At 69.1% G+C, this 14466-nt stretch carries 16 protein-coding genes; 7 read left to right on the forward strand and 9 right to left on the reverse strand.

Annotated features, from left to right (window positions below):
* The first annotated feature begins 113 nt into the window (after positions 1–113).
* The 3 genes from D0T12_RS28645 (at position 114) to D0T12_RS28655 (ending at position 1577) form a co-directional block, all read left to right on the forward strand.
* The gene (locus D0T12_RS28645) at positions 114–935 is read left to right on the forward strand and encodes a helix-turn-helix domain-containing protein (RefSeq protein WP_117403372.1); all 822 of its coding nucleotides are present in this window, start codon (positions 114–116) and stop codon (positions 933–935) included.
* Positions 926–1114 carry a DUF397 domain-containing protein gene (locus D0T12_RS28650; protein WP_117403374.1) on the forward strand — a complete coding sequence of 63 codons (189 nt, stop codon included), beginning with the start codon at positions 926–928 and terminating at the stop codon, positions 1112–1114. The genes D0T12_RS28645 and D0T12_RS28650 overlap by 10 nt, the downstream gene beginning before the upstream one ends.
* Before the next feature lie 202 nt (positions 1115–1316).
* Complete coding sequence (locus tag D0T12_RS28655) at positions 1317–1577, forward strand: DUF397 domain-containing protein (protein WP_117403375.1); 261 nt, start codon at positions 1317–1319, stop codon at positions 1575–1577.
* Between the two features lie 151 nt (positions 1578–1728).
* Here D0T12_RS28655 and D0T12_RS28660 read toward each other — a convergent pair whose 3' ends face one another.
* From D0T12_RS28660 to D0T12_RS28670, 3 genes are all read right to left on the reverse strand, one after another.
* Entirely contained in the window at positions 1729–2991 is a 1263-nt protein-coding gene (locus D0T12_RS28660; RefSeq protein ID WP_117403377.1) for a GTPase, read from the reverse strand.
* 251 nt (positions 2992–3242) lie between these two features.
* A complete protein-coding gene (locus D0T12_RS28665) occupies positions 3243–3494 on the reverse strand; it encodes a hypothetical protein (protein WP_117403379.1) in 252 nt (83 codons plus the stop codon).
* Positions 3495–3566: 72 nt separating this feature from the next.
* A complete protein-coding gene (locus tag D0T12_RS28670; protein WP_117403381.1) occupies positions 3567–3953 on the reverse strand; it encodes a nuclear transport factor 2 family protein in 387 nt (128 codons plus the stop codon).
* A gap of 87 nt (positions 3954–4040) precedes the next feature.
* Between D0T12_RS28670 and D0T12_RS28675 the strand changes: the two genes are divergently transcribed.
* From D0T12_RS28675 to D0T12_RS28690, 4 genes are all read left to right on the forward strand, one after another.
* Positions 4041–4802 carry a helix-turn-helix domain-containing protein gene (locus tag D0T12_RS28675; RefSeq protein WP_117403383.1) on the forward strand — a complete coding sequence of 254 codons (762 nt, stop codon included), beginning with the start codon at positions 4041–4043 and terminating at the stop codon, positions 4800–4802.
* Between the two features lie 59 nt (positions 4803–4861).
* On the forward strand, positions 4862–5473 hold the full coding sequence (locus D0T12_RS28680) for a TetR/AcrR family transcriptional regulator (RefSeq protein WP_117403385.1): 612 nt from the start codon (positions 4862–4864) through the stop codon (positions 5471–5473).
* A 47-nt stretch (positions 5474–5520) separates the two neighbouring features.
* Entirely contained in the window at positions 5521–7704 is a 2184-nt protein-coding gene (locus D0T12_RS28685) for an MMPL family transporter (RefSeq protein ID WP_199487755.1), read from the forward strand.
* Positions 7705–7775: 71 nt separating this feature from the next.
* The gene (locus D0T12_RS28690; RefSeq protein ID WP_117403388.1) at positions 7776–8363 is read left to right on the forward strand and encodes a TetR/AcrR family transcriptional regulator; all 588 of its coding nucleotides are present in this window, start codon (positions 7776–7778) and stop codon (positions 8361–8363) included.
* A 24-nt stretch (positions 8364–8387) separates the two neighbouring features.
* On the opposite strand, the gene D0T12_RS28695 is transcribed toward D0T12_RS28690, so the two are convergent.
* The 6 genes from D0T12_RS28695 to D0T12_RS28720 all read right to left on the reverse strand — a co-directional run bounded on the left by D0T12_RS28695 (position 8388) and on the right by D0T12_RS28720 (position 14461).
* On the reverse strand, positions 8388–9545 hold the full coding sequence (locus D0T12_RS28695) for a RedV protein (RefSeq protein WP_117403389.1): 1158 nt from the start codon (positions 9543–9545) through the stop codon (positions 8388–8390).
* A gap of 22 nt (positions 9546–9567) precedes the next feature.
* Positions 9568–10458: a DUF6206 family protein gene (locus D0T12_RS28700; RefSeq protein ID WP_117403390.1), complete on the reverse strand. Its 891-nt coding sequence runs from the start codon at positions 10456–10458 to the stop codon at positions 9568–9570.
* 116 nt (positions 10459–10574) lie between these two features.
* Entirely contained in the window at positions 10575–11867 is a 1293-nt protein-coding gene (locus tag D0T12_RS28705; RefSeq protein WP_117403391.1) for a beta-ketoacyl-[acyl-carrier-protein] synthase family protein, read from the reverse strand.
* Entirely contained in the window at positions 11864–12895 is a 1032-nt protein-coding gene (locus D0T12_RS28710; protein WP_117403392.1) for a beta-ketoacyl-ACP synthase III, read from the reverse strand. Before D0T12_RS28710 ends, D0T12_RS28705 begins: the two co-directional genes overlap by 4 nt.
* Positions 12896–13025: 130 nt before the next feature.
* Positions 13026–13835, reverse strand: coding sequence for an AfsR/SARP family transcriptional regulator (locus D0T12_RS28715; protein ID WP_199487756.1), 810 nt, complete (start codon positions 13833–13835; stop codon positions 13026–13028).
* A gap of 314 nt (positions 13836–14149) precedes the next feature.
* Positions 14150–14461 (reverse strand): RedY protein, encoded by a 312-nt coding sequence (locus tag D0T12_RS28720; RefSeq protein WP_117403393.1) that lies wholly within the window; start codon positions 14459–14461, stop codon positions 14150–14152.
* Between the last annotated feature and the right edge of the window lie 5 nt (positions 14462–14466).

Below are 14466 nucleotides of genomic sequence, written 5' to 3' on the forward strand. Positions count from 1 at the left end.
ATCACTCCTCACGTTGTGTGTCGAACAGCACACATTGAGCCACTACCCGCACTAGAATTTGTGTTGCCCGACAAGGTTGGCCAGTGCGGGTAAGCGATGTCCGTACTGGGTAGATGCCAAGAAGAGGTAAGAGCGTGCCCCGACGCCGACAACGCCCCCGCGAGTCCCCCGCACTCATCGCTTTCGGTCGCCAATTACGGCGAATGCGCGAAGCCCAGGGAACCAAGCAGGAGACCATCGCGCACCTGACGAACTTGAGCGGAGCGCAAGTAAGCAGGATCGAAGGAGGGAAGAGGCGAGCTACCCGAACATTCGTGGAACTCGTGGACGACCACCTCGCGGCAGGCGGCGCCCTCATCAGCCTGTGGGAGGACCTGAACAAGGACGGGCACCCGGTCCCAATCTGGTTCGACTGGCCACAGATAGAAGGCGACGCAAGTGAGATGACCTACTACCAGCTCTGCGTGATAGCGGGGATGGCGCAATCGCCGTCCTACGCTGCCGCGATTCTCGACGGCAACGAAGATGCCGTAGCTGCGCGCCTCGAACGCCAGAAGATCATCGACAAGGATGACGCCCCTACGATCACGTTTCTGGTGGACGAGCAAGCGCTGTATCGTCAGGTCGGTACCGCGGAGACGATGAGGGAGCAGCTAGAGCACCTGCTCATGCTGAGCGAACGTTCCAACGTGACGGTGCAGGTGGTGCTTAGCAGCGGCGAGCACGGAGGAAACGGCAGCAGTTTCGTGATCGCTACGATGGCCGACCGGAGCCAGGTAGCCTATGTGGAGACGGCTATAAGAGGGCTCACGACGGATGACCCCGCAGACCTGGCAGCGGCAGCGCGCGTCCTGGCCGATCTTCGTAATCGAACGCTTCCAGGGAACATGTCGCGCGACCTCATCAGAAAGGTGGCCGAAGAACGATGGACCTGAGCAACGTTAACTGGCGGAAGGCGACTCGCAGCCTGAACAACGGCGGTGAGTGCGTGGAACTGGCAGGCGTGGCCGGGGTAGTGGCGGTGCGGGACAGCAAGGACCCGAACGGTCCCGTCCTCCTACTGACCCGCGCGGCCCTGCGCACGGCCGTCCAGTCCGCCACCGAGACCCACTGACCAACCAGCACCAACCACCCTCCTGCACCTCCAACCCACCGAGTAGCGGCGAGTCGTCCCTTCCTCCCCGGACCCGGACGACCCGCCGCACCTCACCCCTCACACGGTCACAGGCCTACGCCGGTCCACCTACCCCAAAGGTGACCCCGGACGAGCGAACCCGCCCGCTGACAAGCTCGACCACGCGTCCGACACTGGCTCCATGCCCTTGGAAGACCTCACCTGGCGCAAAAGCAGCCACAGCGCCTCCAACGGCGGCAACTGCGTCGAACTGGCGAGCCTCTCCGCCGCCGACTGGCGCAAGAGCACACGGAGTGGCTCCAACGGCGGGGACTGCGTGGAGCTGGCGGACGTGGCCGGTGTGGTGGCGGTGCGGGACAGCAAGGACCCGGACGAGCCCGTCCTCCTGCTGACCCGCGCGGCCCTGCGCACCGCCGTCCAGGCCGCCGCCGACACCCACTGACCGTCCAACATCCTCAGACAGCGCCTGGGAGTGTCCAGACGGACGAGCTGCTCGTCGTCCCGGCCGACCTGGTCGTCCACCCCGACCGGTCCCGCGTGATGCGGAGCGCTTCTTCGATGGTTCCGTTGGACGCTCAGACCGTGCGGTGTCGTCAGGTGGCCTCGATCTCGCGTAGGCCGCGCTTGAACTTCTTCTGGACGTCGGACATGGACTTGTGGCCGATGTAGTAACTGATGGCCGCGTTGCCGATGACCTTCGTGGCGCCGCTCGCGATGGTCCCGGAGATCACGTTCCCGGCCACCGGAATGATCTTGACCAGGGCACGGGCGGCCTCGCGGAGGACGAAACCGGCGCCTACGTTGATGCCGAGGCCCGCCAGGAAGTCGCGTGCCGTGTCCAGCGACATCTCCCTCCCCGAGATGTACGCGATGACAACGACCATCATGATTTGAAGTGACGTGATGATCGGCATGTCCGCCACCGGCATCGGCGAGAAGCCGGTGGCGCCGCAGATGCCAGCGAAGAGCAGGACTACCCTCTTCGCCAGCTTCTCTTGGATTTGCCGAAACTGGGCGAGGCGCGTGAACTCCAGCAACGCCTCACTAGGAATGGTCTCGGCGATCTGCACGGCAAGCCGCTCGATGCCCCACCGGTAGTCACGCTTGGGGTTGACTCGCTCGTCTGGGAACAAATAGAAGGAGGCACAGACGGGTATCGCCCCGGAGGCCACGTGCTTCCAAAGGAACTCGCGTCCGCGCAGATGCCGATTAAATACCTCAACCGCCTCGTTCACGTGCTGCATCTTCTCCGGATCGTCCTCATCCAGACGGACGTCGGAGGGCTCCATCTGATCGCATTGCGTGAGCACCGGAATAATCTTGACCCGGGCTTCTTCCGATACATCGCCCTGCTCGTCCAGGGCCGCACGCAGCGACATTTCCGCGAAGTCGAGGTCGGCATTGATCGCAGAGTCGACCTGCCGAGCCTGAACGCAGAAGAGAATGACGTCCGGGCAGTGGTCGGAGATGGCGGCGCGCAGCGACTCCTCGACCGTGACGTTGGGATCTTCTTCCGTAGGCTGCGATCCCTCCTGCACACCCCGAGTGTCGAGTACTTCGACCGAGCGCCCGCCGAACTGCAACGTCTCCCACTTGGCGGCGCCCGTCTGCGCCGTCACGTGCCCAACGGGACGCAGCTTCGCGGAAGCGATGGCGTTGATGAGCTGAGACTTCCCCGCACCCCGGCGGCCGAGGACCATGACCCGCGGAGAACGTCGCTCGTGCAACAGGCCGTGCAGCTCCTCGATCTCCTTCTTCACCCGGTTCCGCACCGGCTTCGGCAACTCATCGAGCACGCCCGACAGTTGCTTGAGAACACGGTTCATGTACGACTGATCGTCTTGCTCATCCGCCATCTGCGACCCTTGCCTACTTGTGGGGTGGTGAGCCGATTCTAGCCGACGACATCTTGCATTCCGCGTCCACACCCGGCCGTGAGGAGCCGGTCAACTATCACCTTTTCGCTACGGCGAACATGCGGGGCACCGTAAAAGGGACCGGCGAACTTTACGTCACAGCTGAAGCTCTAGCGTCCGTCGGCGATAGGCCCATTCAGCCTGGAGGGCCTAAGCCGCTCGGTGAACACTGCATGGGCCTTCCGATCAGCCTAAGGAATGGCGCGTAGCCGCGCGTCGACCGGCGACGCGATGTGTGGGCCCTGGACGGTGCGGAGCGCCTCCGTCCCCCGGGGCGAAGCGTCCCGGGGGACCAGGTCGGCTCGGATCACCTTGACCGCGATCTGTTCGTGGTCGTCGGTGTCCGTTCCGCCGAAACCGAGTCGCCCGTGCAGCGCCGATCCGCCGGGGATCAGATCGGTCCAGGGCCTCCACTCTTCACCCGCCCCCAGGTCTCTGGTCATCCACTGCTGCTGTCCGAGCAGGGTATGCGGCAATGGATGGGTTCGACCGGCGGACGGCCACATCCGGCGACTTCAGCGGAGTGCGGGTTCCCACCATTGGAGGTTGGCGGGGGCGTGGGCCGTCGGCTCGATGATTTCCCAGGCTTCGGCGATCAGATCGCCGTCGAAACGCCAGACGTCCACGACCGTGATCTCCGGTCCGTTGGGGAGTCCGCGCCGGGTGTGCAGGACGACGTGGTCTCCGTCGGCCAGGACGTGCTTGATTTCGACTTGCATGTCGGCGATGTTTTCCCATGCCGCGCGGATGGCGGCGAGCCATTCGCTTTTCGTCCTTGTCATCGCGTCCGGGCGGTGGTGGAGGAAGTCGTCGCTCAATGCCGGGGCGAGCGCGTCGACGTCGCCGGTTTCGATGAGGTTCGACATTGCGCGTTGGAGGAGTTCCTTCTTGTCAGTGCTCATGGCCGCAGTGTTTCCGCTGGCCAGGGTGTCTGTCGATGAAATCCCATTTCATGGCGCTCGGCTCCACGGTGAGTAGGCTCGTGTGGCGTGGACACGGTCGGGGAGTTGTTGCGGCACTGGCGGCATCGGCGGCGGATCAGCCAACTTGATCTCGCCATCGCGGCCGATGTCTCGGCGCGTCATGTCAGTCTGGTCGAGACGGGGAAGTCCAATCCGAGCGCCGAGATGATCCTCAGGCTTGCCGGGCAGTTGGATGTGCCGCTGCGGGAGCGTAACCGGATGCTCCTTGCCGCCGGGTTCGCTCCCCGGTACACCGAACGCGCCCTTGAGGATGGGGCTCTGTCGGCGGCTCGGGATGCGGTCGCGAGGGTGCTTCGGGCGCATGAGCCGTATCCGGCGCTGGTCTTCGATCGGCGGTGGAACATCGTGATGACGAACCGGGCCGTCGAGCCGTTCTTCGCGGTCGCCGATCCGGAGCTGCTGCGTCCGCCCGTCAATCTGATCCGGCTCGGGCTGGATCCGCGCGGGCTCGCGCCCCTGGTCGTCAACCTCGCCGACGCGCGGGCGGTGTTCCGTGCTCGGGTCTCGCGCCAGCTTGCCGCGGCGCCCGATCCGGAGCTCACGGCGTTGTACGAGGAGCTTCTGGCACCGGCGTCGGAGGAATCGTCCGTGTTGCCGGACTCCGATGTGCTGATTCCGATGATCATCCGCTTTGGGGGGCGGGAGCTGCGGATGTTCTCGACCATCACCACGTTCGGCACCCCGATGGACATAACCCTGGACGAGGTCGCGATCGAGTCGTACTACCCGGCGGATGCCGAGACCGCCTCCTATTTCACCGACCGGTAGGCGCCTGCGGCGGTTCGGCGGGTGTGGACATGGGTAGCAGTCTGGGTTAACTTGGCCAAGTGGACAGTGCGGTTGGACAGGGCGGACGGCCAAGTAGCGCCGCGCAAGGGGCCGCCACGCGGGCCGCCATTCTGGAGGCGGCGGCCGCGCTGATCGCTGATCTGGGGTGGGGGCAGGTCACCACGCGGGCCATCGCGGCGCGGGCCGGGGTGCCGCACGGGGCGGTCAACTACCACTTCCAGGGGAAGGACGACCTGCTCCGGCAGGCGGCCATCGCGGGGACGCTCAATGCCCTGGCGGGGCCACTGTCGATCGCGCGGGCGGCGGGCAGCGTCCAGGAGGTCCTCGACGGCATCCTCGCCTGGTTCACCTGCGGCGCTCTCAACGACCCCTCGGTGGCGCTGTTGCTGGAGACGGCGCGCCAGTCGACCCGTGACCCCCTCGTGCGCGAGCCGCTCGCGACCAAGCTGCGGGAGTTCCGGGCGACGCTGACCGAACTCGTCCGGCGGAGCCAGGAGCGGGGCGACATCGCCGCGGATTCGTCCCCGGCCGGGACGGCGACGATGGTCGCGGCGCTCCTCGACGGCCTGATGCTGCACGTGCTCCTCGACCCCGAACTTGATCTGTCGGAGACGGCCGACACCATCCGCTCCCTTTTGAGAGGCCGATGATGCGACAACGACGCTGGGGCACCTTAATGGCCGAGCACCGGCGACCGGTGATCGGTGTTTGGGTTGTGCTGCTGGTCGCGTGCGCGGTCAGCTTTCCGTTTCTTTTCAAGCAGCTGAAGGCGCCCAACTACGGTGTGGACGGCGCGCAGTCCACGCAGGCCTCGGAACTGGTGGATCGCTACTTCGTCGGTCAGGGCGACGAGCAGGACGTCATCGTCTTCGACAGTAGGCAGGGGAAGATCAGCGACCCGGCGCAGAAGGCGACCGTGCAGAAGGTCGTGGCGCAGGCCCGCCAGGAGACCGGTGTCGTCACCGTCATCAGCCCGTTCGACCCGCAGGCCAGGGGGCAGGTGTCCCCCGACGGGCGCGCCGCCCTGGCGGTCGTCGGGCTCGCGGGCGACGCACGGCAGAGACCCAACCGGGCCGCCGACTTGCAGGACGCCATCGACAAGGTCGACGGGAACGGGGTGTCCGCCTATCTGACCGGCTACTCCCCGATCACCAACGACCAGACGGTCGTGCAGAGCGCCGACTCCGAGCGCGCCGAGTCGGTCGGCATGCCGATCGCGTTCGTGGTGATGGTGCTCGCGTTCGGGGCGGTCGCCGCCGCGGCTCTGCCGTTGCTGCTGGCGGCGGCGGGGCTGATCCTCACGTTCGGCATCATGTACCTGCTGTCGTTCCAGTTCACCTTCGACATCTTCCTGCTCACGATCGTCACGATGATCGGCACGGGGATCGGCATCGACTACTCGATGTTCATCGTCAGCCGGTTCCGGGAGGAACTCGCCAAGCGCGGCGTCGTCCGGGGCGGGGAGCGGCGGCCCGACGCTGTCGCGGAGGCCGCCGGTGCCGCGATCGCGACGTCCGGGCGGACGATCCTGTTCTCCGGAGTCGTCGTCGCCATCTCGGTGTGCTCGCTGTTCATCATGGAGGCCCCGGTCTTCCGGGAGATTTCCACGGGTGTGCTGCTCTCGGTGATCTGCACCCTCGCCGCCGCGCTGACCCTGCTGCCCGCCGTCCTCGCGGCGCTCGGGCCGCGCGTCGACGCCTGGTCGCTGCCCGAGCGGTGGCGTCCGGCGGACGTCCGGCCCGGGGCCGACACCGGGCGCAGCCCGTGGGCCCGTTGGGCTCATCTGGTGATGCGGCGGCCCATCCTGTTCGGGGCGGTCTCCATCGCGATCCTGGTCGTCGCGGCGCTGCCTGTGACGAGTCTGAAGTACGGCATCGACCTCGGTACCGCGTCGCTGGAAGGCCGTCCGACCGCGAAGGCGCAGGCGGTCCTCGAACGCTCCTTCAGCCCCGGGGCGGTCTCACCGGTGCAGATCGTCGTGACCGGGCCGGACGGTGGGCCGCTCGACGCCGCCGGGCGGCAGGCCGCCGGGAAGGTGGCGACCCTCGTCGGCCAGGACCGCCGGGTCGCGAACGTCGAGGTCATGCCCGGCTCCGGGCGGATGCTGGTCAACGCCGTCCCCGCCGTGCCGATCGACTCCAGTGCCGCCGAAGACCTCGTCAGAGATATCAGGAGCGAGATCGCACCGCAGGCGGCGGGGCAGCAGGTGTTGGTGGGCGGTGCCACGGCCACGTTCGTTGACTTGTCCGAGGAGACGACGGACAAGCTCCCCTACGTCATGGCGCTGGTGCTCACCCTGTCCCTGCTGTTCCTGATCGTGGTGTTCCGCAGCATCGTGCTGCCCATCAAGGCGATCTTGATGAACCTGCTCGCCACGGGCGCGGCGGTGGGCCTCACGGTCGCGGTCTTCCAACACGGGTACGGCGAGGGGCTGCTGGGCTTCGAGAGCACCGGGTTCTTGCAGGTGTACCTGCCGATCACCGTGTTCGTCCTGCTGTTCGGCCTGTCGATGGACTACGAGGTCTTCCTGATCCGGCGGATGCGGGAGGCGTGGGACGACGGGCACGACAACGCGACCGCCGTCGCGGTCGGGATCGAGCACACGGCCCGTCCCATCGCCGCCGCCGCAGCGATCATGGTGGCGGTGTTCGGCGGGTTCCTCACCGCCGGGACCCTGGAGTTGAAGGAGTTCGGCCTCGCCCTGTCCGTCGCCATCGCGTTGGACGCGACCCTCGTCCGGCTGGTGCTCGTCCCGGCCATGATGAAGCTCTTCGGTGACTGGAACTGGTGGCTGCCCCGCAGGCTCGGCGGGCGAGCACCCCAGCCCGGGGAGGCCCGCGCGGGCGGCCCTTCGCTCGCCGGCGGGCACGACAGCCCCTGAGCCATTTTCCGCGAGGTGCGGGCGCCCAGCCCCCGGGGCGCCCGCACCGTCCATCCCTCGGAAGGTGCTGGATGCGTTCATCGGCCAGACAGGCACGAACGGTGATCTGTGACGAGGCGCTGCGGCTCTACGCCGCGAACGGCCCCGACAATGTCAGCCTCCGCCAGGTCGCGGCGGCGGCGGACGTCTCACCGAGCCTGGTCATCCATCATTTCGGCGGTAAGGCGGGGCTTCGCGAGGCCGTGAACGAGCGCACCACCGCCGCGTTACAGCGGTTCGCGGAGAACGTCGCGCACCCGGGGCCGGACGAGGCGGCCGGCCCCGGCGACGACGACTTCCTGCCCCGGCTGCTGGTCGGGTTCCTCCCCGTGGACTCGCCGCTGACGGACTACCTGTGCAGGCAGCTGATGAGCGACGACCAGGGGGGCCATCGGACGTTCCGGCGCTGGCACGAGCTGAACCTCGCCCGGCTCGACGCCTCACTCTCCGAGAAGGACAGGACGCTCCGCGCGGCGTGGCTCACCGTCAACCAGTTGGGCGTCCTGTTGCTGCGGCACCATCTCCGCAGGCTCCTCGGCCGGGATCCGCTCGACCCCGAGAGCGCGGCGCGCTGGGCGGAGATGAGCGCCGACGCCTACCGGAGCGGGTCGGGGAACTGATGGATTCGGCGACGGGCGGGCGCCTTACAGGGTTCGGAACGCGGCTGTGGCGGGGCGGCGTGGTGAAGCGGGGAACAGGGCGGACGGACGGCCGAGTCGCGCCACGAAGAACACGCGTCCGGGTGTCGCGAACGTGCGTTGAAGGGCGCGGCGCACGTCCTCGTGCTGGATCACGATGCTGATCGGGTGGAGCACCAGGCCGGCACGGGTGACGTCCAGCCAGTAGTCGGCGAGGGCCGCGGCCGCCGACAGCGTCTCGGGCGGATCGGGGTCCTTGACCGGCAGGCTCATCAGGACGACGACCGGTGACTGTTGGACGACCGCCGCGAGTTGACCGGCTAGGAAGCGCGGGTAGCCGACGCGGCTCAGCGCGGTCATCGCGGCCGGGGCCAGGGCGAGGCGTCTGAGCCACCGGTCGTGCGGTGGGAGCGGGCCGAACAGGTGGTCGAGGGCGAAACCGTCGCCGCGCGCCGACGCCGCGTCGACGCTCCAGCGGATGTACGAGTGCGTCTCACGCCACGCGTCGTCGTGGGCGAAGTCCCGGCCGCCGTGGCGGGCGACGAAGCGGGCGAAACGGTGGCGGTCCGGCCAGGAGCACAGGTGCCGGACGACGACCGGCAGCCTTCCCTCGTCCCGTTGCCGGGCGCGGCGGGCCAGGTCGGTGAGCAGTTCCCCGTCCACCGGGGTGGAGTCGAACGGGGCCCGGTTGGTGTGGCGGCGCCGTGCGAGGGCGCGGAGGTCGCCTAGTGTCTCGGACGGCTCGCCGCCCGGACGGAACTCGGCGACGCACAGCGGCTCCCAGGTGTCCGGGAGCCACACGTCGAAGAGGGCCGCCGCCTGGGGTGACGCCTCGGAACGGGCGAGCGTCCATCCTTGTGCGTCAAGGGCTCGTTGGAGGAGACGCCAGTACAGGCCGCAGCTCAGTCCCATTTCGAGGGCGTGGGCGGGCAGGGCGCCGAGGCGACGTTCGCGGTCGATGGCGAGCACGAGGAACGCGCTCTTGGGCTCCGGTTCCGTCCGTGGCCCGCCGAGGACCGTTGCCGCCGCCCGGCGCGCCGGCCCGCTTTCCAGCAACGCGACGCACCAGGGCTGGCAGTTGTGGGACGACGGGCTGAGCACGGCGACGTCCAACGCGCCGTGCAGGACGTCGGAGAACGCCAGGGCCGTGGTGCGCGAGGTCATCGGTCCCTCCGAGTGACAGGGCTCAGCGGTCGATGTCGGGCGGGAGCAGGAACGGGTACGTCCGGCGCCGGATCCGGTTGTGCCAGAACCGGTCGGCCTTCCGCAGCCGCTGGATCAGCTCCCACATCCGCGCGTCCTCCCGGTAGTACGCGGCCACCTCCGCCTCGGTGAGGGGGGTGTCCAGGCGTTCGGCGGCCTGGTCGAGGAAGCCGGGGACCAGGTCGCCGAGGCCCTCCTTGTGCAGGTTGCCGAGGAAGTCCAGCACCACCCCGCGGGTCGAGTAGAACTTGTCGAAGATCGACTTGGACATGGTGACGCGGACGACGTCGCGCAGCGCCCACGGCAGCGAGGTGAAGAACAGCTTCACGTCCAGTAGTTCCCGGGCGCGGCCGTCCCGCATGAGTGGCGTGGTGACGTCGAGGTACACCAGGTCGCCGCCGACGTCGGTCCAGTTGGACGCCTGCGCGTCCAATCCGAGGTCGGGCGCGACGGCACGGTCGACCGTGTCGAGGAACCTCTTGAAGAAGCCGCGCGCCCACTCCTCGCCCTCGGTGTGCAGCAGTTTCGAGCACAGGCGTTCACCTGGCAGTTCTTGCTGCACGCAGTAGGCCACGACGCGGCCCGAGGGCCGCGTGTGGTGCCATAACCTCGTGTCGGCCACCGTCAGGCCACGTTCGCCGAGCCGGGCCAGGTAGGCGTCCAGCAGCGCGCGGTACCGGTCGAACCTCGCCCGGGTCGGGAAGACCGGCAGGCGTTTGCAGGCGAACGACCCCGCGTCGGTGTGGAGCCGGAGGACGAGCGTGACCTCCCCGTAGCCGAGGACGTCGAGGGCGGAGTCGTCGGTGGTGGCCAGCGCCCGCTGGACCTCGCACTCCAGCCGTCTCAGCTCCCCGTCCGGAACGGCGAACGACATGGCGCGGCCTCAGGCTTCCCCGGCGGAACCGTCGTCGGCGCCGCGTCCCGCCTTCAGGCGGACGACCAGGGCGACCACGGTCAAGAGGGCGACGATGCCGAAGACACGGCGAAGGCTCATGCTGTTCTCCCTTGTGCGAGCGGTTGAATCTGGCTGCGGTGCCGGTCGGCACCGGTGAAGACGAGGACGGCGTTCTGCCCGCCGAACCCGAACGAGTGGCTGACCGCGACGTCGATGTCGCGTTTGCGGGGTTCACCGGCCACGACGTCGATGTCGATGCCCGGGCCGGGCAGTTCGTGGTTGGCGGTCGGCGGCACGAGGGCGTTCTCGATCGAGAGGACGGTGAGTGCCGCTTCGATCGCGCCCGCGGCGCCGAGTGTGTGCCCGAGGACGCCCTTGGCGGACGTCACGGCGGGTTTCCCGCCGAAGAGCCGGTCGATGACACCGGCCTCCGCCGAGTCGTTGAGCGGTGTGGAGGTGCCGTGCGCGTTGACATGGTCGACGTCGCCGGGTGTCGCTCCGGCCTCGGCGAGGGCGGCCAGCACCGCGCGTTCGACGTGGGTGCCCTCGGGGTCGGGCGCGGTCATGTGGTGCGCGTCGGCGGAGGCCCCGTACCCGGCGAGGCGGGCGCGGATCCGCGCGCCCCGGGCCCGCGCGTCGGCCGCGCGTTCCAGGACGAGGATGCCGCTGCCCTCGCCGATGACGAAGCCGTCCCGGTCGGCGTCGAACGGGCGGGACGCCGCGGCGGGGTCGGCGACCCTGCGGGACAGGGCGCCCATCTGTGTGAACCCGGTGACCAGCAGCGGGTTGACCGGGGCCTCGGTGCCGCCGGCGAGGACGACGTCGCAGTCGCCGCGCTCCAGCAGGCGCATCGCGACGCCGATCGCGGTGGCGCCGGACGCGCACGCGGTCGCGGTGACGAAGTTCGGGCCGGTCGCGCCGAACTCCATGGCGAGGTGACCGGCGACCATGTTCGGCGCGATCAGCGGGATCAGCAGCGCCGACACCGCCTGCGGGCCCTGGTTCAGCAGCCGTTCGTGCTGCCGGGTCGACGAATGGTAGCCGCCGGCGCCGTTGCCGACGACGATCGCGACCCGCGCGCCGTCCCAGGTGGACGGGTCGAGCCCGGCGTCCGCGACCGCCTCCCGGGCGGCGGGGAACGCGAGCTGGGCGTGCCGGTCGTGGGTGAGGGAGCTGCGGCGGCCGACATGCTCGGCGGGCGAGAAGCCGGGCACGACGCAGGAGAAGTCGACGGGCAGGTCCGCCAGCTCGGGGTTGGTGGCCGCGGCCGAGCGGGCCGCGCACACGCCGTCCCAGGTCTCGGACGTTCCGATGCCCGCGGCGGTGACCAGGCCGATTCCGGTGACGGCGATGTCGGCGCGAGCGGCGGCGGTCTGCGGGCCCCTCATTCCGTTCCTCCTGTTCGGGTGTCGTCGGTTGTGGGGCCGTCGAGCCGCGGCCATTGGAGGGTGACCGACCCCCATGTGAGCCCGCCACCGAACGCGGTCAGCAGCACGCGGTCGCCGGGGCGGAGCGTCCCGGCCGTGTGGGCCTGGTCGAGCACGAGGGGGATCGACGCGGCGGCGGTGTTGCCCACCTCGGCGATGTTGCTCAGCGCCCGTTCCCGGGGCAGGCCGAGCTCGTCGGCGAGATGGTCGATGATCCGTTGGTTGGCCTGGTGGCAGACCAGGTGGTCAAGGTCCTCCGGCCGCCAACCGGCCCGGTTCAGTGCCGTCTCTGATGATTGGGCCATCTGCTGGACGGCGCGCCAGAACACCGACTTCCCGGCCATGGTGAAGTACTGGTCGCGCGGGTCGGGTTCGGCGCCGGACAGCCGCTGCCGTGAGCCGCCCGCGCGGACGGTGATGAGGTCGGCGCCGCCGCCGTCGCTGCCGAGGTCGAACGGCCCGAGAGCGCCGGGCTCGCCGGGGTCGCCGGAGCGCAGCACCACCGCGCCCGCGCCGTCCCCGAAGATGACCGAGGTGGTCCGGTCGTCCGGGTCGAGGATGGCGGAGAACGCGTCGGCGCCGATCACGAGTACCCGGCTCGCGATGCCGGCGCTGATCAGCCCGGCGCCGGCGGCGAGCCCGTAGACGAAGCCGCTGCACACCGCCGCGACGTCGAACGCCGCCGCGGACCACAGCCCGAGCCGGGTGGCGACGTCGGGCGCCGTCGCCGGGCACGGACGGTCCGGGGTGGTGGTCGCGAGGACCACCGCGTCGGCCGGGCCGCCGCCCGCGGACTTCAGCGCGCGGGCGCCGGCCTCGACCGCGAGGTCGGAGACGGCCATGCCCGGGGACGCGAAGTGCCGGCGGCGCACCCCGGTGCGGGTGCGGATCCACTCGTCGGAGCTGTCGAGCCGCTCCGCGAGCTCGTCGTTCCCCACCGCCCGCGGTGGAAGCCAGCCGCCGACCCCTGTCACGATCGCGGTCCCCATCGGGACACCTCCTGCCGGATCGCCGGGCTGTCTGGACGGTTCCCACCCTGCTGGCCGCCGCTGACCGTGCCGCTGACGGGCCGCTGACGAGCGACTGACGCGTTCCAACGACGGGTGGGAACGTCGCGGATCAGCCCGCCGCGGCCGTCTCCCGGCGGAACCTCAGCACCGCGTCCGACGACTCCAGCGTCGGATGCTGGCCGAGGATGCGCCCGTACATGCGCCGCAGGGACCTGCCGGGCTGGACGCCGAGTTCCTCGTCCAGCCTCATCCGCGTCCGGTGGAACAGGTGCATGGCCTCCGACTGCCGGCCCCCTCGGTAGAGCGCGAGCATCAGCAGCTCGCACAGCGACTCCCGGGTGGGGTGGGACGCCACGAGCCGCTGCATCTCGGCGATGGCCTGCCGTTCCTCGCCGAGCAGCAGGTGGGCGCTCACCAGGTCCTCCCAGGCGGCGAGCCGCCGCTCCTCCAGGAGCGCCGCGGCGCCCCGGCACCGCCGACCGGCCCGGGTGTGCAGCAGCGCCGGGCCGCTCCACAGCGCGAGGGCGGCCTGTAACAGTTCACACGCCTGTTCCGGGTCGCCGGCGAGCTGCGCGCCCGCCCGCGCGGTGAGGTCGAGGAAACGGTTGCCGTCCACGAAAGCGCGGGGGATGTCCAGGACGTAGCCGTTGTAGACGGCGCGCAGCGGCAGTTCGGCGCCGGCGTCCGTCGCGCAGCGGCCGAGGACTCTTCTGATCCGGGTCGCGTGCGCCTGGAGGGCGTTGCGGGGATTCCGGAGAATCTCCCCCGGCCATAGTTCTTCGGTGAGTTCGTCGTGGGAGACCGTCCGTCCGGCCTCCAGGGCGAGTGTGGCGAGCATGGCGCGCACCTTGCCGGCCCGCAGTTCGGTGCGCCTTCCCTGGGCGACGACGCAGACCGTGCCGAGCAGATCGACGCCCATACCGTTACCCCGGATCGAACCGGTCCCCAGATCCGATTTCTTTCCCCATGAATCAACAGCCATTATGACCCTCTGCGTCAGACGAAAACGCATTCTTGGCATGACGGTGTGCGGGGAGTGATCATTTATCACCCCGTCACCCAGAAACTCCCCGTAAAGACCGAACAACTGTTCAGTGAACAAGTCTTACAGAGCAGCGTCCATTCCGCTATCCACCAGTGGGCCATTCTGGTCTCAACGCCGCCGACGCCGGAGCGGCCGGACTCGTCCTTTCGTTGAGCGAGTCCAGCCGCCGTCTCAACGCCGGGAGGGGGTCAGCTCCGCGCGTACCCGGGGTCGAGTCGCTCGCCGGAGGTCTCGTCGATCACCTCGGCCATCTTCGAGAAGTCGGCGACGAGCCGTTGGAACGCCTCCGTGCGCATGTCCCGTTCGAAGTCGGGGACGCTGCTCACCCGGATCACCTCGGCGTAGCGTCCCGGCTCGTCGCCGGACACGCGCAGCACGTCGAAGCCCAGCACGCTCGGCAGTTCGGGGCAGGACGCGTAGTCGACGTTCCGTACCCACGCCTCGAACTCGGCGGGATCGGTGCCCGGATACAAGCAGATGGCGTGCACGATGATCTCCACGGTGG

This window comes from Actinomadura spongiicola (genome assembly GCF_003432485.1).
GTDB classification, from domain to species: Bacteria; Actinomycetota; Actinomycetes; order Streptosporangiales; family Streptosporangiaceae; genus Spirillospora; species Spirillospora spongiicola.